This window comes from Desulfopila inferna (assembly GCF_016919005.1).
GTDB lineage: Bacteria > Desulfobacterota > Desulfobulbia > Desulfobulbales > Desulfocapsaceae > Desulfopila_A > Desulfopila_A inferna.
In genome coordinates this window covers 264,131-286,920 of the sequence record NZ_JAFFQE010000003.1, presented here as the reverse complement: position 1 = coordinate 286,920, position 22,790 = coordinate 264,131, and the positions used below count along the sequence as shown (strand labels likewise).

Below are 22,790 nucleotides of genomic sequence, written 5' to 3'. Positions count from 1 at the left end.
ATGAAACCGGAAATAAGGACCATTTATACCATTGTTGAAGAAACACACGCTGATGGAGTTAAATCCCTGGACAAACCCACGCGAAAGGCTGCCTGCGCCGCTGTATTTAAGAACCCTTATGCAGGTATATATCAGGAAGATCTCAGCCTTCTGTATGAATACAGCAAGGAGCTTGGCACTCTTTTGACCAAAAAGGCGGTTGCTGCGCTGGGCATAACGGAACAAGAAGTAGAGAGCTATGGCAAGGCGGCAATCGCCGGCCTTAAAGGTGAAAGAGAGCATTGCGCCGCTCTCATGCACCCCGCTCTAGGTACACCTATACGTGAAAATGTTGACGGTGGCAAAGCACTACTACCGTCCGCCAAAAAACTTGGTGGTCCGGGATGTGCTATTGATCTTCCCTTGGGCCATAAGAATGCCGCTTATGTGAGAAGTCATTTTGATGCGATGGAAGTAAGGATACCAGACGCTCCCAAGGATGATGAACTGGTTCTCATCGTTGGTATTACCGATTCTGGGCGGCCTTTTCCCCGGGTAGGCGGACTCACTGCAGCTGAGGTTAAAGGTGAAGATGGATTGCGTTAACAGGGATTTATTCGATGCATACCATCGTCTGCTATGGGATGGATTATTTTTATGAGGATGGATGATGAAGCAGGAAACGGTTCAAATAGAATGTGTGATCAACGGGATAAAGATGGCCTTGGAAATACCCGCCTTAGTGACGGCACTCCAGGTGATCAGGGATGTCCTCGGACTTAAGGGGGCGAAAGAAGGCTGCGGTATCGGCGAGTGCGGAGCTTGTACCATAGTCGTCGACGGCAAAGCTGTTAATTCCTGCTTACTTTTAGGAGCCCAGCTTCACGGAACTGAAGTTATTACCGTTGAGGGACTGGCAACAGATAAGGAGCTTCATCTCCTCCAGGAAAAATTCATCGCCCATAATGCCGTACAATGTGGCTTCTGTACTCCGGGATTGCTGATGAGTGCCTATGCCCTTCTTGAACAAAATCCTCACCCCGGGCGGGATGAAATCTCCAAGGCAGTAGCTGGAAATCTCTGCCGGTGCACTGGCTATCAACAGATCATTACTTCCATTGAGGCCGCGGTAAGCAGTGGTGCCGGTGGGGAGGAAAGGCGATGAGTAAAAATATCGACTATTTCAAACCCGGTAATCTCGATGAGGCCCTGGATTTTCTTGATGAAAATGGTCAGGACACAATAATTATTGCTGGGGGCACCGATGTCATGGTGGATCTTCGCTCTGGTGAGCTTAAAGCCCGATACATCCTTGATATCAGCCGTCTCGATGAACTAAAAGGGATACGTCTGGAAGGAGAGAAGTTGGTAGTGGGGGCAGGAGTTACTCTTGCAGAGATATATGATTCAGATATCCTGGCCCGGCATGCCCCTGCGCTGAAAAAGAGCGCCATGAATTTTGCTAGTGCACAAATCAGGAATGTAGCCACTATTGGAGGCAATGTCGCTCACTGCTCTCCCTGTGGTGATACAATTCCTCCGTTGGTCATTCACGAGACCGAGGTGGTTTTTTCGGGCAAAAACCGAGAACGACGCATACCAATCGAAGAGGTTGCAACAGGACCCTACCGTTGTTTCATTGCCAAGAACGAAATTCTCACATCCTTTATTCTTAATCCCCGGTCTGCTGATTTTGCAGATTTTCAGAAGATCGGCAGAAGGAAAGATCTGGCTATTTCGCGATTGAGTATGGCCGCCATGGTTAATAAGGATGCCGACGGCAGAATATCTTTCATGCGGCTGTCCTTGGGTGCCTGCACACCGACACCTCACCGGATGACGGCTGTTGAAGAATTTATGAGTGACAAAAAACCGACGACGGAATTGCTCTTCAGTGCCGGGAATCTTCTGGCTGAGAAGATGATAGAAATTACAGGCAGAAGATCCTCGATAATTTACAAGGAACCTGCAGTTCAGGGGCTCTTTGTGCGAATGCTATATCCGGTGGTGCAAAATGAAAGAACACTATAATGTTGTCGGCAGGAGTATTCCGCGCAGGGACAGTGAGGAAAAAGTAAAGGGACGCTCCATCTTTGCAGCTGATATCGCACTTGATTCTCCTCTTGTTCTTAAGACAAAGAGAAGCGATCATGCTCATGCCTTGATCCTGAAAATTGATGTAGAGGAAGCCCTGAAGATCAGCGGGGTCAAGGGGATCTTTACAGCAAAAGACATTCCGGGAGGCAATCTTCTTGGGATTATCAATAAGGATCAGCCTCTGCTTGCCTTCGACAAGGTCCGTTCACGTGCCGACGCCGTGGCTCTGGTTGCGGCAGAAACTGAGGAGGCCGCGCTCGAGGCCATTGAAGCCATCGCCGTGGAATATGAATTAATCAGGGAGCTATTTGATCCCTTTGAGGCTTTAGAGGAGACAGCTCCGAAGATTCACAAGAAAGGGAATCTCCTTTGTTCCCGGGTTCTTCGCCACGGTGATACCGAAAGTGCCTTTGCAACTGCTCATAATGTCATCGAAAAAGAATATACAACCACCTTCATCGAACACAACTATCTGGAACCGGATGCCGGTGCAGGATTTGTCGATTCCGACGGTTGTCTGGTCATATACGCATCCACTCAGAATCCCCACTATGATCATAAGGAAGTGGTTGATATCCTCGGTCTTGAAGACGATAAAGTTCGGATCATTCAAGCAGTTACCGGAGGAGGGTTCGGTTCGAAACTCGACATGAACGTCCAGGGATTCATTGGTCTTGCACTCTATCATCTTCGTGTCCCCGTTCGCTACGTCTACAGCCGGGAGGAAGCCTATCTCGCCACTTCCAAGAGGCATCCTTTCTTCATTACCATGAAGACCGCGACCGACAGGGATGGCCGGCTTATTGCGATGAAGGCGCGTGCCGTTTGCAATACGGGTGCTTACGGGTCCTATGGCATTGCTGTGGCCTCTCGTGCAGCAGTTCATGCAACGGGACCCTATGCTATCGAAAACGTAGATATTGAGGTCAAATGCGTATATACCAACACCACTTTTTGTGGCGCCATGCGCGGTTTTGGAGCTCCGCAGATGGCCTTCGCTCATGAAAGCCAGATGGATATGCATGCCGAGGCATTGGGGATCGATCCTCTTTCCATTCGCTTCCTCAATGGCTTGCGGGTGGGAGCTAAAGGTGCTACGGGGCAGATTCTGACGGCAAGCGTGGGCTTCAGGGAGTGTTTAGAGGCTGTTGCTCCTTACTATGAAGAAGCGAAAAAAAGTTGGGTTTCAGTACGTCCCACGCCTTTTAAACGTCGAGGTATCGGCATAGGCGGGATGTGGTATGGAATTGGGAATACCGGGGTGCAGAACCCGTCCACGGCCAGAGTGGAAATGGCTCCGGACGGCTCCGTTACGGTTTTCACCGGCTGTGCGGATATTGGACAAGGTTCCACCACCATTCTCAGCCAGATCGCTGCTGAAATCTTGGGCATCTCATCAGATAAAATCGCTATGGTCGTGGGCGATACCAAGTATACCTCCAATGCCGGAGCTACATCAGCCAGTCGCCAGACCTACATTTCCGGAAATGCAGTGAAGGACGCAGTCACCAATCTTGCGAATGTGCTGTTGACCGAGGCTGTAAATCGTCTCAGGGCGCCGAAAAACTCCCTCGTCTTTGAAAATGGAGAAGTCACTGTTTCCACTAACCCTGAGGTTCGTGTTTCCCTTGCTACTCTGGCTAAGAGGATACATGACAAAGGCGGAACTTTATCATGGCAAGGATATTTCGATCCGGAAACCGTTCCCCTTGATCCAGTGACCGGCGAGGGCGCTCCTTATGCAACATACGCTTTTGCCTGCCATATGGCGCAGGTAGAGGTCGATATATTAACTGGTGAGGTGACTGTCGAAACGGTGGTGGCTGCCCATGATGTCGGCCGGGCCATCAATCCGGAAAATGTTGTAGGACAAATTTGTGGCGGCGTGGCCATGGGTCTTGGTTTCGCCCTCATGGAGGACTTCGAGCAGGGGAAGACCGAATCCATGAAAGATTATCACATTCCCACTACCTCCGACATGCCTGACATAGTGCCTATTATAGTAGAATCTGAAGAACCAACGGGGCCTTTTGGTGCGAAAGGCGTAGGTGAACCCGCCCTTATCCCTACAGCACCGGCTATTATCAACGGTATTTGTTCGGCACTGAAATACAGAATTTATGCGTTACCGGCTAGCTTGGAACGGGTGATGGAGGCGAGCATCCATTCGGGTCATTTTGGTTATGAGGAGAAATAACATGTCTAAAGTTCTTTTAAAAAACATCGGTACTATTGTCAGTGGTGATATTGCAAAGCCCTTACTTCAAGGTGATGCCATTTATATTGAAGATGGAAAGATCGCGAAAGTGGGAAGTCTGGCAGATTTTGGTGAAATTGTTTGTGACTGTGTCATTGACTGCAATGGAACAACCGTAACCCCAGGACTCATAGACTCTCATTGTCACACTATTCTCGGCGACTATACCTCACGACAGAATCAGGCCGGCTATCTTGAAAGTGAACTTCACGGGGGTGTGACCACCATGATTTCCGCAGGTGAAGTGCACCTTAAGGGACGTCCTAAGGATCCTGCGGGTACCAAAGCCCTCGCTATTCTTGCGGCAAAATCTTTTAATAATTTCAGACCAGGCGGTGCTAAGGTGCAGGGAGGTTCTGTTATTCTCGAAAAGGGCTTGGTCCGGGCTGATTTCGAAGAAATGGCGAGAGAAGGGGTTCGAGCGGTTGGTGAAATCGGTCTGGGCTCGATAAAGAATCCCGAGGAGGCTGGGCCAATGGTCAAATGGGCCAAGGAATTCGGGATGACCGTTATGATGCATACCGGCGGCACCTCCATACCAGGGAGCTCCACGGTCACAGCACAGATGGTTCAGGATACCGATCCGGATGTGGCTTCCCATGTCAATGGTGGGCCGACCGCCGCAAGTCTTGCAGAAGTGGAAAAACTTATCAATGAAACGGAAATTGCTCTTGAAATCGTCCATTGTGGTAACCCTCTGATGACGAGCGAGGTTGCCAAGCTTTGTGTTGAAAAAAAGGTCCTCCATCGGATTATTATCGGTAATGACGCTCCTTCTGGAACCGGAGTCGTGCCCCTGGGTATCCTGCGAGTCATAAATCATCTGGCCAGTCTTACCCCAGTCACGGCCGCCCAGGCCATCGCCATGGCGTCGGGAAATACAGCAAGGGTTCACAAGCTCGATACAGGCAAGGTGCAAGAAGGACTTTGGGCGGACCTGGTGATCATGGATGCTCCAATGGGTTCTGTTGGCACGGATGCCCTATCTGCTATTGAAGCTGGAGATATTCCCGGTGTCTCCATGATCCTGGTTGATGGCAAGATGGTGGTCTCCAAGAGTCGAAATACGCCACCTGTGACAAGAATGCCTTTTGTGGTGGAATAGGCGCATTGTAAACGCGATGTCGTGTGATATTCAATGAAGTTTGAATAGGTTCCGGGAAAATAGGATCATAACGGAACCTTTATGTAGCTGGAGATGATTAATGAGAGTGGATCTGGAAAAATGTGTCGGTTGTGGCTTCTGTATGCGGGACTGTCCTGTATCGGCTGTCAAAATAAGTAAAAAGAAAGCTGTAATTAATAGAGCGATTTGTACTAACTGCAAGGCCTGCCTCCGCTCTTGCTGTGAAGATGCACTGATTACCGGGGAGTCCATTCCCGCTGACGCTGTTGAATGTGACGCCTGTCCAATTCGCTGCTGGATTCTGCCCGGCGCTGTCGGTGCATGCCATCGTTATGCCCAAACTGATGGCTACCTTGAGCGAATCACCCCGTTACATTCTATCGAGGACGTCAGGGAAATCGTTGGTGCAGAACCGAAAGCGGAGATTCGGGAGCCGGTCATAACTGCCATCGGCTCCGGGACTACCTATCCCTGTTGCAAACCGGCGCCTCATATTGTCAATGATCGGCGGGGTGACATAGATGTGGTCACCGTAGTCACCGAGGTTCCTCTCAGCTATAGTTCAGTGATCGTCAAGGTCGATACTGATATTTCCATTGGTAAGGAGGGTGCGGCCATTCTTGTCGGCAAACAGCAGGTGGGTATGGTGGAAACGGAACAGTATGGCTCCAAGATGCTTCATATCGGCGGAGTGAACCGGTTAACCGGCAAGAATGGATTTGCAGTTGCCCGGTCTGTTACCGATATTGCCAACCGTAAGCCGGTAAAGCTAAGGATTGAAAACGGCAGCAGGCTGATCGTCGAAGTCGGCAAGCCGCCGATAATCGATGGCCGTCAGGCTGGAAAGATGCGGGTCGGCTGCGGCAGTGCCACTCTCGGAATTTTTGCACCCGTGCTTAAGGATGCAGCAGATGAGGTCATTGTCCTTGATGCCCATGTAACAGGACTGATGAGCCGGCACGTCGCCGGTGGTTATGTGGGTGTCAAGCCTACCGGAGTCAGCCTCAAGTTCCTTCAGAGTACTCCCGGAAGATATTTTGGTGATCATGGTGAAGGCTGGGGCGGCACCTCCATTACCACCCCCTCCGCTATTATTTCCGACATTGATATGTCCGTGGCCTGGCCTGGTATGACGATTCTGGTCACCGAAACCACCGGTCATTATGGTGCGATGTATGAAATAGACTTATCCGGCAACATCATCAGTATTCCCATGAGCGATAAAGCTCAATTCGCCCTGGAAATTATTCAATCATCATGTGAGCCCTCAATGGTCTCCGCCATCTACACTGCCGGAACCGGAGGCAGTGCAAGGGCAGGAGTTACCAAATTTCCCATAAAACTGACCCAGGCCATCCATGCCAGAAAGGCCACTCTCACAGTCGGTGGATCTCCAACCTTTGTCATGCCCGGCGGCGGTATTTCTTTTATGGTGGATGTGGAAAGAGTAAAAGCCGGTTCCTTCTACTGGACACCGACACCGGCGACAATTTGTCCTGTGGAATACACCATGGAGAGGGACGAATATGTGAAGATAGGTGGACATGTTGGCGCCATGAAGCCTTTCCGTGCGGTAAAGCCGGTTAAATAAAATATGCTGGATCGTCGGGTGGAAATCCTGCATGAAGGAAGGGCAGTATTGATCGAAAACGGACCTCTGCGTCTGGTAATTCAAGTGTTTTCCGGTGAGGTAGCCGAGACGGAACTTGCCAAAGAGGCTGCCGAAATTGCCTTCGATTGTCTAGCCAGAGTGGCGAAGGCGCAATATTTTCTCAGAAAGAGACATTCGCATATCACACTTGAGCCGGAAGATGATATTGCGGCGACCATGCTTGCGAGTGTACGGCGGATCGGAGATTTGGATTTGACACCCATGGCGGCGGTTGCCGGCACCATTGCAGATTTCGTTGCCGATTGGCTTTTTTCCCACAATGTGACCAGAGTTATAGTTGATAACGGGGGCGATATAGCAATACGGTTGCAAGAGGGAGAGGCTGTAAGGGTTGGTATCCGACCGACTATTGAAAGCCGGGAGATCACCCACTCAATTCTTCTCGATTCAAGATTTTCCTCATGGGGAGTGAATACCAGCGGCATAGGAGGCCGGAGCCTCACCAGAGGGATAGCCTCGGCTGTCACTGTCTTTGCCGAAAGTTCATCCATTGCCGATGCTGCGGCCACTGCCATTGCCAACGCCTGTTTTGCCGAGGACGAGAATATTCATCAAGTTCCTGCAAGAATGGTCGATCCAGGCTCTGATCTGGGGGATGTGCTTGTGACGGTGAGTGCTTCGGGCCTTTCGCCAAAAACTATAGCAGAAGCCTTGAACAATGGTTTGGAGAAGGCGTTGGTCGTTCAAAGGCAGGGGGAAATTCGGGGTGCATTGCTCGCAGTGGGTGGCAAGTACGTTCAAACACCGGGATTTGCCAAAGCCGTCGGTGAACTATCACCCATTACAAATTTGTGAGTGAGTTGCTCTTTAGGTGGCGACGTTGAAAAGTGCCGGGAAAAAGATGGGAAGTATTGATTGGAGCAAGTGCATAGTCGGTATCAAAGGCGCCGGAGAGATGGCTACAGGAATTGCGGTTCGTCTCAAGTGCGCAGGATTCAATCGCATTTTCATGATGGAGAAAGAGAAGCCCCTGGCCATTCGCAGGACGGTTTCTTTTTGTGAGGTGATTTATGAAGGTAGAACAACCGTTGAGGGCATCGAGGCTGTTCTGGCCAAGAATGAGGGAGAAGTTTTTAAGGCCTGGAAAAAAAAATCGATTGCGGTAATTGTCGATCCCTGCTGGACTGTCCCGTCAAAGATTAAAGCCCAGGTAGTTATTGACGCCATCATCGCTAAGAAAAACCTCGGTACAACTCTGGGAGATGCCCCTTTTGTAATCGGCCTGGGACCGGGATTTCGAGCTTCGATAGATGTTCACAGGGTTATCGAAACCAATCGGGGGCATGATCTGGGCCGTGTCATTGAGAAGGGATCCGCACGTCCGGATACCGGTATTCCGGGGTCCATTGCCGGTCACACGGTGCACAGGATTCTGCGGGCACCAAAGACCGGGGTGTTCCATGGCAGGCGTAAGATCAGGGACTTGGTCAGGGTTGGTGAGAGTGTCGGTGACATTGACGGAAGGGAAGTTGTCGCCAAACTCGACGGCGTCCTCAGGGGGTTGATCCGTGAGGGGACACAAGTCTGCGCCGGTGTCAAAATCGGCGACATCGACCCGAGAGGAGAGGTAGAGTATTGCTCGACGGTATCGGATAAATCCCGTGCCATCGGCGGAGCCGTTCTGGAGGCAATATTGGGGAGTGTGCAGTACTGGGGCGAAGGGAGATCCTGATGAATCTCCAGGTGGCCTTATCCCTTCCTGAAAAGGCGGTCATCAGCCTGGTGGGTGGAGGTGGGAAGACTTCGCTGATGTATGCGCTGGCCCGGGAACTGGCAGCAATAGGCAAGAAGGTGTTGACCACCACCACTACCAAGATCTATATGCCTGCCCTGAAGGAGGCGCAACCGACGATTGTCTCAATGATTCCTCGGGAAATAGTCAAAAAGGCGCGAAAGCTGCTTGATCATTATCCCCATATAACCCTGGGAGCTGAGTATCTGCCGGATGAAGCCAAACTCAAGGGCGTGACTCCCGCGGTTCTCGAATTCATTCATGAGTCTAATATCTTTGACTTCATCATTGTCGAGGCCGATGGCGCTGCAGGCAGATCCCTTAAGGCCTGCGCACCGCATGAACCTGTTGTCCCCCTATTCTCGGATCTGGTTGTCGCGCTGATCGGACTCGATGTAGTAGCAAGACCGCTGAAGGAGGAGTTTGTCTTCAGGTCCGGCATTTTCTCGCAAATTACCGGACTTAAACTCATGGAGAATCTGGCGGAGTCATCGATAGCTTCCATCCTGCTCCATGATATGGCCTCCATCCCGGTAGCAGGGAAGGATACTTTGAAAATTGCCTTTCTTAACAAAGCAGATACCAGGGAGGCTATTGTTGCAGGCGGGCGAATCGCCGATATCATAGAGGCACAAAATATTGCCTGCTTCAACCGGGTCATTATCGGTACACTCAAGGTGGAGCCAATTGTTCATATGTGCCGGGTATTAACCGATTGGAGAAGAACATGAATACAAATATTTACTCACAATTATATCAAACCTTGAAGAGCGGTAAGGGAGTCGTCCTGATCCGGATCGTTCGGCGACAAGGTTCAGCTCCCCGTGGAGTTGGAAGTAGTTGTTTTGTGAGCAGCGACGGAACTGTTTATGGCAGTATCGGTGGCGGACTCCTTGAACATAGGGCAATAGAAAAAGCAAAATTTCTTTTCAAAAATCAGGTTACTTCTCTTAGTGTTCTAGAACTTACATCTAAAGAAATTGCGGCAGATGGTATGATCTGCGGAGGTAAGGTTGAGCTCTTTTTTGAACCGATCTCGGCTGAAGACACCGCTGCAGTGGAATTATTCGGTTGTCTCGCAGAATTTCTTCAAAATGGCGAAAGGGGCACTTTAATTACACGAGTGAGTGATGGGGTTCAGTCCTCTGCTCCGAATAATCGAATGCTGGTAAAAAAAGATGGCAGTGTGACTGGTTGTATACCAGGGGCGCCCCCAGTTGAACAGGCAAAGAGCGCGCATCTGAAAGAAAAGGAGGAAGGAAACGCCGTCTACTTTCTTGAACCCATCAGGAACGAACCTGAATTGTTCCTCTTCGGTGGTGGGCATATTGGCGTTCTTGTCTCACCCCTTGCCAAGATGATTGGCTTCCAAGTGAACGTCTTTGATGATCGTAATGACTTCGCCAACAGAAAAAGGTTTCCAGATGCCGATGCCGTATACGCTATGCCTTATGAAGAGGCTTTTGAAAAGATTAACATAACTGAGAATAGCTATATTGTAATTGTCACTCGAGGCCATATGGGAGATCACGATATACTTGATATGGTTTTGAAATTGCCCGTCACCCCCGCCTATATAGGTATGATCGGAAGTGTCCGCAAGCGCAATACCATCTTTCAGGCGCTGAAGGTGAAGGGTGCAAGTGAAAAGAAGCTCTCCCAGATCTTTTGCCCAATCGGACTCGACATTGGAGCGCAGACTCCCGGGGAAATCGCGGTCAGCATCATTGCTGAAATTATTCGAATCAGGTCCGACAGGCCAGCTTCAATGCCAGTGCCTTTAAGCGTCATCAACAATAATTCTCCAGGTCATTGAAGATTACCGGGATCATACTTGCCGCTGGGTTGTCGAACAGAATGGGAGAAGTAAAATCTCTTTTGCCTTTTGGAAAGTCGTTACTCCTGGGCTTGGTTATTAACAATGTTTGGGAATCAATTCTTTCGCATACCATTGTGGTGCTCGGATCCGATGCGGACAGAATCCGGAAGATGATTGATTTCAAAGATGCTACAGTTGTGTTCAACCCGGATTATCGAAGGGGGCAAAGCAGTTCTCTTAAAGCGGGATTGCAGGCGGTCGATTCTGACACCGATGGAGTGATGTTTCTCTTAGGGGATCAACCGTTTATCGATCCAAAACTAATCAATACATTGATAGGTGAATGGAGAAAGCAGCCGGCGGCTATTATCATTCCCGTTTACGATGGCAAAAGGGGAAATCCCGTAGTGGCGCATCGTAACATCTTTCCCATGATAAGAAAAATTAGCGGAGATAGTGGTCTACGCCAGATTTTTCAAAAGTTGAAAGGGGACATACGAGAGGTGGAGATAGCCGATCCCGGTATTCTTATGGATATAGACACCGTTGAAGATTACCGGGAGCTTTTGTTATATGCGCAAAAAAGACAAGAGGAGGATGACAACACGTAGCACTCCGCCCCTTGACCAATATAATATGGAACGATTCCCGAGATCAATACCTGGAGTTCGCATATCCAACCCAGCCGTCTGCCGCCACCAGAGCCTGGTCAAATTCCGAGAGTTCGAAGGAGAGAATTTCTTCTTCTTGACCTGAAACGAATCGAAGCAGCTTTTGCTCCATATCCGTTTTTAACAGGGTTTCTTTTTTACTGAATTTCTCAAAGATACGGTCGAGGTCGGCAGAGGAAAGCTCTATCGCCATCATTCCGCAGTTGAACATATTCTGTTTAAAGATTCTGGCAAAGCTTTCAGCTATCACCATATTGATATCATTAACCTCCAGAGCCCAGGGCGCATGTTCCCTGGAGGAACCGCAGCCAAAATTGGCTCTGGTGACAATCACGGAACTGGGGCCCACGTCCCTGTGTGGATCAAAGCCATCCAGCGTGAGATCTTCAAGAAGGTAGGGTTGCAGGGCCTCTTTGGTGATTTCAGTGAGGTAGCGGGCAGGAATGATCTCATCCGTATTTATATCCGAGCGGTCAAGAAACAGAACTCTTCCGTTGAAATTCTTCATTTTTTACCCCCTTGTGCCTTGAATATGCTGGAGTTTGTAATGTAACCGGTTACGGCGGAGGCTGCTGCAGTTGCGGGACTCATAAGGTGTACCATTCCACCTTTCCCCATACGTCCATTGAAATTCCGGTTCGTAGTGGAGGCGCAGACTTCCCCCTCGGCAAGGACGCCGTTGCTCATTCCAAGACAGGCGCCGCATGTGGGATTGGTTACGCAAAATCCGGCGTCCATGAAAATCGTAATAATACCTTCTTCGAGAGCTTTGTTGAAAATGGCGGGAGAGGCAGGGGAGACAATACCTCTGACCCCGTCCTTTATTTTTCGGCCTTCAAGTATTTCAGCAGCAATTCGTAAATCTTCGATCCTACCGTTCGTGCATGATCCGATATAGACCTGATCAATCTTCTCAGAGGACATTTCGCTCACCGGCCTGATCTGATCGGGCTTGAAACCGAAAGTGGTTACAGGGACAAGCTTCGTCGCATCGATATCTATAGTTTGTGCATATTTGGCATCAGGATCGGCTGCAAATTGGCGATATTTGTCCAGCGCCTCGGTTTTGGATGAAAACTCTTCATGGATGAATTGCCATAGATACTCGACTGTAGTCATGTCGGGAGTACAGATACCACAAGTTCCACCCGCCTCAATGGCCATGTTGCAGAGGGTCATGCGCGCTTCCATGGACATGCGATCAACAGCATCTCCGGAGAATTCAATCACCTTGTTGGTTGCCCCGTTGACGCCGAGTTGGCCGATGATGGTGAGGATCACATCTTTGGCATACACTCCTGCTGGAAGTTCACCATTGATTTTGATGAGGATTGATTCAGGATAGTGGAAGGCGCAAACCCCTTTCAGTATTCCGACTTCAAGATCAGTGGTGCCTACCCCGGCGGCGAAGGCACCAAACGCACCATGGGTGCAGGTATGGGAGTCACCCATTATTATGGTGTATCCAGGCCTTACAAAACCTTTTTCCGGGAAAATAGCATGACATACCCCGTTTCTTCCTACATCGAAAAAATCCTTGATTCCTGTCCGTCTTGCCCAATCTCTGAGGATCTTGCCCTGCATTGCCGTTTTTGAATCCTTCGCCGGAGTGACGTGATCGATCACTGCTTTGATTTTTGCAGGATCGAAAACTTTGTCCATGCCCCTGGCAACAAGATCGTTGATTGCGATGGGAGTTGTAATCTCATGGCAGAACACCGCATCGAGACGGATGACATTGATGTCACCAAAGGGAACGTCCACTTTGTGAGAATCAAAAATCTTTTCCGCAATCGTTTTTCCCATATTTTGCTCCTGACTATATTGTTTGTTATAATTTTGTCAAAAAATATCTTAACCACTCATTTTTGAAGGAAGGTACGTTGCAATCCCGGGGAAGATAATGAGTAAACCCGCTACGAAAAAAACAGCAAACAAAAAAGGTAAAACTCCACGGAAGATAGTTTCTACTTTTATGTTTTTGGAAACGCCGGCGATTGTGAAAATGTTGAGACCAAGAGGGGGTGTTATCAGTCCAGCCTGCATCATCAGAACCGCAACCACTCCAAACCAGATAGGATCATAATGGAGTGCGGTCATTACCGGGTACACTACCGGAAGAGTCAGCACCATCATGGATATGGCATCGAGGAAACATCCCAAAAAGAGATAAACCAATATAATTGCAAGTAATATAATAGAGGGAGGCACATCCAGCCCGGTAACCCAATTGGCTGCCTGCATGGGAATCGTGGAGAGTGCAAGAAAATAAGTGAATATACTGGCTCCCGCAACCAAAAAAAGGACCATGACCGAAGTCCGTAATGCCTCTTGCAGAGCACTTACCAGTTTTGTCCAGGTTAATTTGCCTTTTATGATTACCGATAGCAGCAACAAAGTGGCTCCAACAGCTCCTGCTTCCGTTGGGGTGAATAGTCCTCCATAGATGCCAAGCATTACCAGCAGGAAGAGCCCCAAAGGTTCGGCTACCCCGCGAAGTGCTGTAAGACGTTGCTTCCAGGAGACAGTTCCGGTCTGCTGTGGGGCCGTTGCTGGAATGAGTTTCACCCAGACGATGACCACCAGGCAAAAGGTCGCCGCCAGGATGAGGCCGGGAAAAATGCCGGCAACCAAAAGCTTGCCGATACTCTGTTCGGTGAGCATTCCGTAGACTACAAAACCCAAGCTTGGAGGAATTAAAAAACCAAGGGTTCCGCCGGCAGCGACTGCTCCTGTGCTGAGTTTATCGGAATAGCCATAGCGTTTCATTTCGGGAAGTGCAATATTACCCAGGGTGGCTGTCGTGGCAACGGCGGAACCGGAGACCGCGGCGAAGGCGGCGCAGGCCGAAATAGAAGCGACCGCAAGCCCTCCCGGTAACCTCCGCAGCCACTTATCCAGACAGCCATAAATATCTTGTGTCATTCCGGAGGCCCCGGCGAAGGAGCCCATGACGATGAAGAGGGGGATGACCATGTAGGGGTATGTGGCCGCCTCATCGTAAACTGTTCTGGCCGAGACTGGGAGGGCCGCATCCAAGCCGGACAAGAAGGCGATTCCGGTGAATCCTGCCAGCATCAGGGAAAAGGCAATCGGCATTCCTAAAGCCAATAATAAAAAAACAGCAAAAATTCCTAAAATTCCAATGGTGATTGGCTCCATATCAGTTCCTCAGGACCTTCAGGTGGTCAATAATGTCAAGAATGATTTCCAGGGCAAAGGAAAGACATCCCACTGTCAAAGCCATTCGAAAAGGATTCTGAGGAATTCGCAACATATCCGAGACGGTGGTTTCTTCAATGGCAATAATTGTCCCCTGCCAGACGAGAACCAGCAGCATGCCAAGGCTGAGTATGCTTAATAAAATCTCAATAATGCTTTTGAATTTTGTGGGCATAAGGTCCAATAAAAAAGAGACACGTACATGAGAACGGCACTGGTGCGTGTAAGAGAGACCCAGCAAAATAAAGAGGGCCAGCATATATGAAGATAATTCCATGGCGCCTGGAACTGTGGCTGAAAAAAACTTACGAAGAAACACATCAACCGTTGAGAGGAACATCATGGGCAAAAGCAAAAACATGGCGCCGAAGGCCATGCCTCGGGTGAATTTCTGCACAATTGATCTAAACAGAACCATAATAATGCTCACTATAAAGGAAAGCAGCAAGACCAAATGGTCCTGCTGCTTTTTTAAATATTATTGCCATTCAGGGGGTATAGCAACCGCCTCGCTACCATGCTTCTTCACGACCTTTGCTAATAACCTGACGACCTCTTCGGCCTTAGCAGGATCTTGCTGTGCGGCAACCCAATCTCTGGTTACCTGTTGATAAGAGGCAAACCACTGCTGCTGCTCTTCAGCGGTCAGATTATGCAGAATCACATCCTTCTCCTCCAGTTCGGTGATCATTTCTTTATAGGATTTATGATTAAGACCACCGGTATGTTCAAAAGGATTGCTCGCAATTTTAGTAATTATTTCCTGGTGTTCAGGATCCATTTTGTTCCATTTCTTTTTGTTCACAGCGACCCCTTCAGTCACACAGCCAAAGGTGGCTACAACTCCATATTTCGCTACTTCGTAAAGTTTGAAAGAAAGAACAAGCGGAGGACAGGTAACAACGCCGTCAATGGCACCTGTATCAAGAGAAGTATACACATCGCCTAGCGGCATAAAAACAGGTTCCGCACCCAGGTTTTTAATGTACTGTGTCTGCAAGCCACCAGGAGTACGAATCTTTAATCCTTTTACATCGGCTAGTGATTTTACCGGCTGCTTAGTCCATAAGAAAGATTGAATACAGCCGTTAAGCTCAAGCATATGTACATCTTCGAATTCATGCTTCAGCGCTTTCTCGTACATCTCGTTCCCTATGGCCACGGCTTTCTCCTTGCCGTCTATCCACATGGCTGAAGAAAGTATTTCCGATAAAGGAAATTTTCCAGGGGTCCAGGTTGCAGTGAAATAGCCGAGATCGCTCATGCCGTTTTTAATGATGTCATAATGGGCAGGGCCTTTACCAAGAGCGCCACCGGAATACATCGTGTAGTCAAGTTCTCCGTTACTTTCTTTTTTGATCGATTCCATCATTGGTATCCAGACAGTTTGCACCTCCCGGCCAACAGCGGCATGCCATGTACTGAATTTTAGATTGTCTGCAAAACTGAGTTCATGCCCCAGTAGCAGAATTACAAACGACATCGCGATAACTGAACCATACTTTTTCATCTTATCCTCCACTATTTGATTGACTGGCGACCTACATTTAGGAACAAGATATATACGAAAGTGAATTATTGTATATTGTATACAACGCTTCGTGAAAATCGTATATTGTATACTTATATACATATTTTGGAGCGTTTCTGTCAATGCTTTTCTATGTGAAAGGGGCAACGGGAAAGGCCAAATATTCTTGACAGCTCTTATCGTATATTGTATACAATAGCCTGGTAAGGAGTAGATGTTAGGGACTTGACCGGTCTTTTGATGCAAAAAAAAAATTATTTAGCGATTATCGTTTGAAACATCCCTTTAATGTATTGTGTTTAATTTCTTCTCCTGCTCCACTCAAATTTGATTGCTCGGGAATATAATCAAAGGTGAATCGGCCGCTTCTCTAAGTGGCTCCAGATTGTGCAAATATTATGACCATGAATATAGCTACTATACTTAAAAAAGCTGTCGAAGACGATGAGTTGGTCGTTGCCCCGGGAGCACATGACGCGCTCACAGCTCGAGTGATTGAAAAATGTAATTTCCCCGCTGTGTATATGACCGGTTATGGGCAGGCCGCCAGCCATTTAGGTCGTCCGGACATCGGACTGATGTCGATGACTGAGATGGTAACGCGGGCTCGTAACATTGCCGAAGTGGTCAGCATACCGGTTATTGCCGATGCGGATACAGGTTTTGGAAATATCATTAATGTCATCCGTACTGTTCGGGAATACGAAGCAGCCAATGTTGCCGCGATTCAGCTTGAAGATCAGGTACTCCCTAAACGATGTGGCCATATGCTGGGGAGGGAGGTTATTCCAACAAAAGAGATGGTTGGCAAAATTAGAGCGGCTGTGGCAACACGGATAAATCCAGACTTCATGATTGTTGCCAGGACGGATGCTCGCACCCTTCATGGTATAGATGAAGCATTAGATCGAGCCAGGGCTTATGAAGATGCCGGTGCAGATATCTTGTTTGTCGAGTCGCCGGAAAGCATTGAGGAAATGTACCGAATCAACGAGGTGCTGACCAAACCCACATTGGCCAATATGGTGGAAGGTGGTCGAACCCCAATGCTACCAAATCACAAGCTCAAAGAAATTGGCTACTCAATCGCTATTTATCCGACCGCCTCTATTTTTGTGATGGCACAATCAATGCTGCAGTTGATGAGGCACCTGAGAGATCACGGGTCTACGGTCGGTGTTATTGATCAAATGGTCAGTTTTCATGAATTCAATGAGTTAGTAGGTCTTGAAGATGTCGTTAAGGAATTAGAAAGGCTTATGGGCAGTTGAGTCGGAGATGGCTGCTGATGGTCTGCAGTTGGGTACTCGATTGTTAAGGGCGTGTGATCGATCAAAGCGTAGATCACCAAGTGATAAACCGTTAGAATAGAGGATTTTTATGACTGAGAATACAAGGCCGCTTGAGGGGTTACGCGTTGTTGAAATGGGCGCATTTATCGCCGGACCGTTTTGCGGGCAGATGCTGGCCGATTTCGGTGCTGAGGTAATCAAGATTGAAGCACCGGGTGTGGGCGATCCTATGCGTCAGTGGGGCAGACATCGGCACAATGGTAAAAGTCTCTGGTGGCCGGTTTTGGCTAGAAACAAAAAGTCGGTTACTCTTAATTTAAAGAGTGAAAAAGGCCGGAAGATGGCACGCGAGCTTGTCGATTCAGCCGATTTTTTAGTAGAAAATTTCCGCGCCGGTATGTTGGAAAAGTGGGGAATGGGATATGAGAATCTGAAAGAAACGAATCCCGGGCTGATTATGATCCGAGTCAGTGGTTACGGACAAACCGGTCCTTACAAGGATAAACCTGGATTCGGCAGTATCGGCGAGGCAATGGGCGGAATCCGTTACATCACTGGCTACCCTGATCGCCCACCGACACGTATCGGCATAAGTATCGGTGATTCTCTCACCTCGGTTTTTGGAGCAATCGGGGGCCTGGTGGCGCTCCACCAGCGACAAAAAACCGGAAAAGGCCAGATGGTGGATATTGGTATCTATGAAGCGGTGCTGTCAATGATGGAAAGTATGATTCCAGAGTTTCAATTTGCCGGAGAAATTCGAGAGCGCACCGGCTCAGTCTTGCCTAATGTAGCGCCCTCCAATATTTATCCGACTTCGACTGGCGGTTTTTTCGTGATCGCGGCAAATGCAGACAATATCTTTGGCCGACTTTGCAAAGCCATGGGAAAACCTGAATTAGCTGAAGATGCACGATATTCCACACATACTGCCAGGGGTGAACACCAGGCGGAACTCGATGACATGATCAGCGAATGGACGGTGAATTATACCGCGAAGGAACTGCAAATAATGATGGATGAACATGGAGTACCGGCGGGATTGATATTCACACCGCGCGAAATGTTGCAGGATCCCCATTTTAAAGCTAGAAAGGCAATCATCGAGGTTGCGGATAAAGCACTTGGCAGTGTCAAAATGCAGAATGTGTTCCCGTATCTGAGCGAAACCCCAGGTGGAGTGAAATGGACGGGTCCTGATCTTGGTGAACATAATGAAGCGATATATGGAGATATCTTACAGCTCAGTGCTTCTCAGCTCGAGGAACTGAAAAAAGAAGGGGTTATCTGATTGTTATCTGGAGAATGACGGCATGATCAAAAATAAAGTCGAAATAGTCGATGTCTCACCTCGGGACGGACTGCAAAATGAGTGCAAGGTGCTATCACCTGAAACTAGATTGGAGCTGATTCACTATCTAGAGCGAGCAGGGGTTCGATCCATAGAAATTGGTTCTTTTGTGCACCCCAAATTCGTACCCACCATGGCCAATCTGGCAGAGATATGCCATCGGCTTGATTTTGATAACAAGGCTCAACGTTATACTGCTCTGGTTCCGAATCTAAAGGGTTTTGAACTGGCTGTTAAAGCTGGTCTGCAACATGTCCGGCTGGTAATCGTGGCGAGTGAAACGCTCAATAAAGCAAATTTTAAATGTTCGGTGGCGGATTCTCTCAAAGGATTTGAACAAGTTGCCAAGGTTGCTCGAGAGTCTAAGGTGGCCTTCGGCGTAATCATCGGGGCGTCATTTGGTTGCCCCTATGAAGGCCATGTTCCACCAGCACAGGTTCTTAATCTTGCCACCCGGCTTGTGGAGTTAGGTGCTGATGAGGTAATGCTTGCCGATACCACAGGCATGGCTATGCCCGATCAGGTTGAACGGTTGTGTGCCATGGTGATAGAGGAGGCTGGGAAAAAGCGATCAGACCTTCGAATCGGGGTGCATCTCCATAATACCCGCAATACCGGCTATGCTAATGCCTATGCCGCTTACCGAGTGGGTGTCCGGATTTTTGATGCTTCCCTCGGCGGTATTGGAGGTTGTCCGTTTTCCCCGAATGCACTGGGTAATATCGCCACCGAGGATTTGGTTCACATGTTCAATGGGATGGGTGTGGAAACCGGTATAGACCTGGCTTCCTTGGTCGAGGGAGGTAAGTGGTTAGAATCTCAGCTGGAAAAGCCAATGCCGGCCATGATTGGTAAAGCTGAACCTGTTTACCCTGTGTTGGCTTCGAAGTGAGGCTGAATCCCAGGATGGATTTTTAATGTTTTAATCTTCTTGCGGCATGCGTTGCAAGCCGCAAGGAGTTGCATCTGCAAGGATTATTGACACAGGGGGCTGACGATCTTTTGATAAATCGCCATTGCTCCGAAGCAGGGACCTTTTTGCAATTCTGGTCATTTTTTAAAGTAGCCCCGGGAACCTGAGGTTGGCAATAAACGATTGTTGGAACTCGATATTTTTTGCAAGGTCAACCACCTCAATTTCATCTGCCATTTTTTGTGCTAATTTTTGGTACCGGTTATTGCAAAGAGCCATCACCGCACCTGCACCGGCAAGATTTCCAGCGATTTCTATTTTCTCCTCGGGAACTTGGGGGATCATGCCCAAAGTCATCATATCTTTTTTGTCCAAGTATGAGCCAAATGCACCACCAACAACAATGTTATCTGGGCTGACCTCTTCTTCCATTTTTAATAAAAATTCGATGCCGGTAATAAGGGCAGCCTTCCCAAGTTGGATTGAACGGATATCTTTCTGATCGATAAATACTTCTTTATTCTGCCCAGCTTTTCCTTCTACTATTGCAGCAATAACATACTTTCTTGTGCCTGAATCTTCTTGTTGCAGTGAAACAATGTTCTCATTAATCGCCATAGCACCACCTGAATCAATGATTCCTGTCCGGTATAAGGCAGCAGTCGCACTGATCACCCCGGAACCACAAAGACCAACAGGTAATGAAGATGTTTTTTTATCGGATGACTGAATCACCCTATACTCAGGAAACTCCGTTGCTTCGGCAAGAATGATTTTATCTATGGCACCCGGAATTGCATGCATTCCACAAAACAGAGTTGCTCCTTCAAAGGCTGGTCCTGTTGCGCAGGAGGTAGCATAGAACCCATTTTTCCCTTTATAGATGAGTTCTCCATTGGTCCCGATATCAATCAACAACGTTCCAGTCTGGCGTTGCCCCAGCTCTGCCGCAATAGCAGCGGCTAAGATGTCTCCACCAAGAAAACCAGAAATCTGAGGGAGGGTGTGAACAGGACAAGCCAACTCCTCAAATCCCAGTTTTATTCCCTGTTCACATCGGGCCTCGAAAAATGCAGGTCTATAGGGAGCCACACTAATGGACGATGGGTCAACACCTAAGAAAAGATGGATCATGGCTGGATTACCAACGGCTACAACCTTTTCGAGCGAAGAGACCTTAATTTTCTGGAACTTTGCCAGCCTCTGACAGCCCCATTCTATGGTTTTGATGATAACTCTTTGTAATTTTGTAAGATTATCCTTGCCTTTTGCTACCATTCCGATACGACTCATTACATCATCGCCAAAAATTGTTTGGGGATTTCCCACCGACACCGAGGACAAAACTTTTCCTGAGTTCATATTGCAGAGATAGAGTGCAACAGTCGTTGTGCCAATATCCACAGCGATACCATATGAAGGTCGGTGTTGTTTCGTTTTATTGAAGGATTGGCTAAAGGAAGGTGGAAAATTCGCCGGAGCTTTTTCGATAATATGGGAAGAGAGCAGAGATGCTACCGGGATTTCTATGGAGAGATCTTCGGAAACTGTCACCTGACAAGCCTCTGTTGTCTTTTGAGTCCCATCGCAATGTTTTATCTTGATCAGGCATTTGCCACAGCCCCCTTTACCACCACAATCGGAACGCAGAAAAACAGAATGTTCAATCAAACTGTCCAAGAGCCTGTCTCCACCTGCAATTTGTATATTTAGCCCATGGGGAAAAATTTTAATATTATGATTGGACATTTATTCCTTTGTTTGCATCTCGCAAGCCTCTCTTTTTGAACAGACTTCACAGGTAGCCCTGACTTTCTTCACTTGATATCCCGGCCCTGTGCCGATTAAAAAGGAAATACTTTTAAACGGCATAAGCGTGTTATTCTCTTGCAGCCTGACATCGATCATGTCAAGCGGTAGCATTGAGCAGAGATTCGCTTGATCCTCCAACTCCCAACCATGGACCGATCCCGGACTGAGAAAGGGGCTTACTCCCCAGCCACGTTTTTGGGCGTACAACTCGACAATCTCGTTCACGGAGTACTTTAACTGATCCAGTAGTGTAAGACTGACAATATCATACAAGTAGGCGTCCAGCACCCGCCTTTTTCTGGATGCTTGGGCACTTGCCTCCTCCAGAGCTTGACCAACTGTGTAAACTCCTATAAGCGCTCTGGATGCTTGATGTAAAAATTTGCCAGAAAAGCCCAACGAAAGTTTGATTTTGTGCATTGATTGATTACAACACAACTGTAGGGTGTCATTGTCCTGCAGCACGACATCTACCCAACGATAAACGATTCGGGGGCACCATATTCCTCGAGCAGTACATAATATTTTTGAAGCTGCTTCAACAAGTGCCGCTCGGTTTTGCTTTCCCCTTAGTTTCGCTGTTACATTGTCAAGAGACAACTCCGCTTTCATGCCCGAAATCACCCCACCGACGCCTTCAAGAATTGGTTCTATTTTATATTCCATTTTAATAGAGATAAATCACGATTGCCTAGCGAATGCAGTCAATACATACAATTCAAAATGCCTCTGGAAAGTTCAAGTATAATCACAACTGGGATATAATCTGAAACTAGCATAAAATAGTAAAAAATGCTCGTAAAGCTCTCAAAAATGCTCCTCAGAGTTTCTGAATACAAGGGCTGGGAAATTTGGAAAAAACCTGGAGAATCTGTGGTAAAAAGCCTCCACTCCTTTGGGTTAAAAAAGAGATTGATTCTTCCCTTACCATTCGTTATAGAGGAGCGGATATTAGTAAGCGGATATTTGTTGACATCCGTTTTTTTCATTACTACGATGCAAATCAATTTCAGGTGCCCTTTAAGGGCTTAATCGGGAATCCCGTGAAAATCGGGAACGGACCCGCCGCTGTGATTCTACCTTGAAGAAAGGAACCCTCTCGATAACATATGCCACTGTGATGCTAAAATTCCAGCCAACCAAAAATTAAGCTGGATTCCAATCATGGGAAGGCTGTCAAATAGAGGGCGGAAAAGTCAGAAGACCTACCTGAAAGATATATAGATAGCAAATTTCGCGGACTATATTTTGCTGTCGGATCAGGCGATAAAAGGGTAATCCCCGGATCATTCATTCTTGAATTGGTCCGGGGATTT

The 22,790-nt window shown here is 48.1% G+C and carries 21 protein-coding genes and 1 riboswitch; of the genes, 14 read left to right on the top strand and 7 right to left on the bottom strand.

Annotated elements, in window-relative coordinates; genetic code table 11:
- The 11 genes from JWG88_RS09520 (at position 1) to JWG88_RS09470 (ending at position 11,293) form a co-directional block, all read left to right on the top strand.
- A complete protein-coding gene (locus JWG88_RS09520; protein WP_205233496.1) occupies positions 1-585 on the top strand; it encodes an amino acid synthesis family protein in 585 nt (194 codons plus the stop codon).
- Between the two features lie 61 nt (positions 586-646).
- The gene (locus JWG88_RS09515) at positions 647-1,144 is read left to right on the top strand and encodes a (2Fe-2S)-binding protein (RefSeq protein WP_240194366.1); all 498 of its coding nucleotides are present in this window, start codon (positions 647-649) and stop codon (positions 1,142-1,144) included.
- Positions 1,141-2,010 (top strand): FAD binding domain-containing protein, encoded by an 870-nt coding sequence (locus JWG88_RS09510; protein ID WP_205233495.1) that lies wholly within the window; start codon positions 1,141-1,143, stop codon positions 2,008-2,010. The genes JWG88_RS09515 and JWG88_RS09510 overlap by 4 nt, the downstream gene beginning before the upstream one ends.
- Positions 1,994-4,273 carry a xanthine dehydrogenase family protein molybdopterin-binding subunit gene (locus tag JWG88_RS09505; RefSeq protein WP_205233494.1) on the top strand — a complete coding sequence of 760 codons (2,280 nt, stop codon included), beginning with the start codon at positions 1,994-1,996 and terminating at the stop codon, positions 4,271-4,273. The genes JWG88_RS09510 and JWG88_RS09505 overlap by 17 nt, the downstream gene beginning before the upstream one ends.
- A 1-nt stretch (position 4,274) precedes the next feature.
- The gene (locus JWG88_RS09500; RefSeq protein WP_205233493.1) at positions 4,275-5,438 is read left to right on the top strand and encodes an amidohydrolase family protein; all 1,164 of its coding nucleotides are present in this window, start codon (positions 4,275-4,277) and stop codon (positions 5,436-5,438) included.
- 100 nt (positions 5,439-5,538) lie between these two features.
- Positions 5,539-7,050, top strand: a complete 1,512-nt coding sequence (locus JWG88_RS09495; protein ID WP_205233492.1) for a DUF362 domain-containing protein — start codon at positions 5,539-5,541, stop codon at positions 7,048-7,050.
- A gap of 3 nt (positions 7,051-7,053) precedes the next feature.
- Positions 7,054-7,926, top strand: a complete 873-nt coding sequence (locus JWG88_RS09490; RefSeq protein WP_504153517.1) for a UPF0280 family protein — start codon at positions 7,054-7,056, stop codon at positions 7,924-7,926.
- Positions 7,927-7,972: 46 nt separating this feature from the next.
- On the top strand, positions 7,973-8,803 hold the full coding sequence (gene yqeB, locus JWG88_RS09485; protein WP_205233490.1) for a selenium-dependent molybdenum cofactor biosynthesis protein YqeB: 831 nt from the start codon (positions 7,973-7,975) through the stop codon (positions 8,801-8,803).
- Positions 8,803-9,594, top strand: coding sequence for a selenium cofactor biosynthesis protein YqeC (yqeC, locus tag JWG88_RS09480; RefSeq protein ID WP_205233489.1), 792 nt, complete (start codon positions 8,803-8,805; stop codon positions 9,592-9,594). Before yqeB ends, yqeC begins: the two co-directional genes overlap by 1 nt.
- Positions 9,591-10,679: an XdhC family protein gene (locus JWG88_RS09475; protein WP_205233488.1), complete on the top strand. Its 1,089-nt coding sequence runs from the start codon at positions 9,591-9,593 to the stop codon at positions 10,677-10,679. Before yqeC ends, JWG88_RS09475 begins: the two co-directional genes overlap by 4 nt.
- Positions 10,676-11,293 (top strand): nucleotidyltransferase family protein, encoded by a 618-nt coding sequence (locus JWG88_RS09470; RefSeq protein ID WP_306793083.1) that lies wholly within the window; start codon positions 10,676-10,678, stop codon positions 11,291-11,293. Before JWG88_RS09475 ends, JWG88_RS09470 begins: the two co-directional genes overlap by 4 nt.
- 43 nt (positions 11,294-11,336) lie before the next feature.
- Here the strand turns inward: JWG88_RS09470 and JWG88_RS09465 are convergent, their stop codons facing one another.
- Genes JWG88_RS09465 through JWG88_RS09445 form a run of 5 tightly spaced genes read right to left on the bottom strand, consistent with a single transcriptional unit; the run spans position 11,337 to position 16,085 of the window.
- Positions 11,337-11,861 carry a 3-isopropylmalate dehydratase small subunit gene (locus tag JWG88_RS09465; RefSeq protein WP_205233486.1) on the bottom strand — a complete coding sequence of 175 codons (525 nt, stop codon included), beginning with the start codon at positions 11,859-11,861 and terminating at the stop codon, positions 11,337-11,339.
- Positions 11,858-13,159, bottom strand: coding sequence for a 3-isopropylmalate dehydratase large subunit (locus JWG88_RS09460; RefSeq protein WP_205233485.1), 1,302 nt, complete (start codon positions 13,157-13,159; stop codon positions 11,858-11,860). The genes JWG88_RS09465 and JWG88_RS09460 overlap by 4 nt, the downstream gene beginning before the upstream one ends.
- 48 nt (positions 13,160-13,207) lie before the next feature.
- A complete protein-coding gene (locus JWG88_RS09455; RefSeq protein ID WP_205233484.1) occupies positions 13,208-14,515 on the bottom strand; it encodes a TRAP transporter large permease in 1,308 nt (435 codons plus the stop codon).
- Position 14,516: 1 nt separating this feature from the next.
- A complete protein-coding gene (locus tag JWG88_RS09450) occupies positions 14,517-14,993 on the bottom strand; it encodes a TRAP transporter small permease subunit (protein ID WP_205233483.1) in 477 nt (158 codons plus the stop codon).
- A gap of 60 nt (positions 14,994-15,053) precedes the next feature.
- Positions 15,054-16,085, bottom strand: coding sequence for a TRAP transporter substrate-binding protein (locus tag JWG88_RS09445; RefSeq protein ID WP_205233482.1), 1,032 nt, complete (start codon positions 16,083-16,085; stop codon positions 15,054-15,056).
- Positions 16,086-16,504: 419 nt separating this feature from the next.
- On the opposite strand from JWG88_RS09445, the gene JWG88_RS09440 reads away from it, so the two are divergent.
- From JWG88_RS09440 to JWG88_RS09430, 3 genes are all read left to right on the top strand, one after another.
- Positions 16,505-17,377, top strand: coding sequence for an isocitrate lyase/PEP mutase family protein (locus tag JWG88_RS09440; protein ID WP_205233481.1), 873 nt, complete (start codon positions 16,505-16,507; stop codon positions 17,375-17,377).
- Positions 17,378-17,486: 109 nt separating this feature from the next.
- Entirely contained in the window at positions 17,487-18,689 is a 1,203-nt protein-coding gene (locus tag JWG88_RS09435) for a CaiB/BaiF CoA transferase family protein (protein WP_205233480.1), read from the top strand.
- Between the two features lie 22 nt (positions 18,690-18,711).
- Complete coding sequence (locus JWG88_RS09430; protein ID WP_205233479.1) at positions 18,712-19,641, top strand: hydroxymethylglutaryl-CoA lyase; 930 nt, start codon at positions 18,712-18,714, stop codon at positions 19,639-19,641.
- Between the two features lie 165 nt (positions 19,642-19,806).
- On the opposite strand, the gene JWG88_RS09425 is transcribed toward JWG88_RS09430, so the two are convergent.
- Together JWG88_RS09425 and JWG88_RS09420 are read right to left on the bottom strand one after the other, a co-directional pair.
- Complete coding sequence (locus JWG88_RS09425) at positions 19,807-21,342, bottom strand: ASKHA domain-containing protein (protein WP_205233478.1); 1,536 nt, start codon at positions 21,340-21,342, stop codon at positions 19,807-19,809.
- A 69-nt stretch (positions 21,343-21,411) separates the two neighbouring features.
- Positions 21,412-22,140, bottom strand: a complete 729-nt coding sequence (locus JWG88_RS09420) for a hypothetical protein (protein ID WP_205233477.1) — start codon at positions 22,138-22,140, stop codon at positions 21,412-21,414.
- A gap of 328 nt (positions 22,141-22,468) precedes the next feature.
- Positions 22,469-22,701, top strand: a riboswitch (cobalamin riboswitch).
- Positions 22,702-22,790 lie beyond the last annotated feature (89 nt).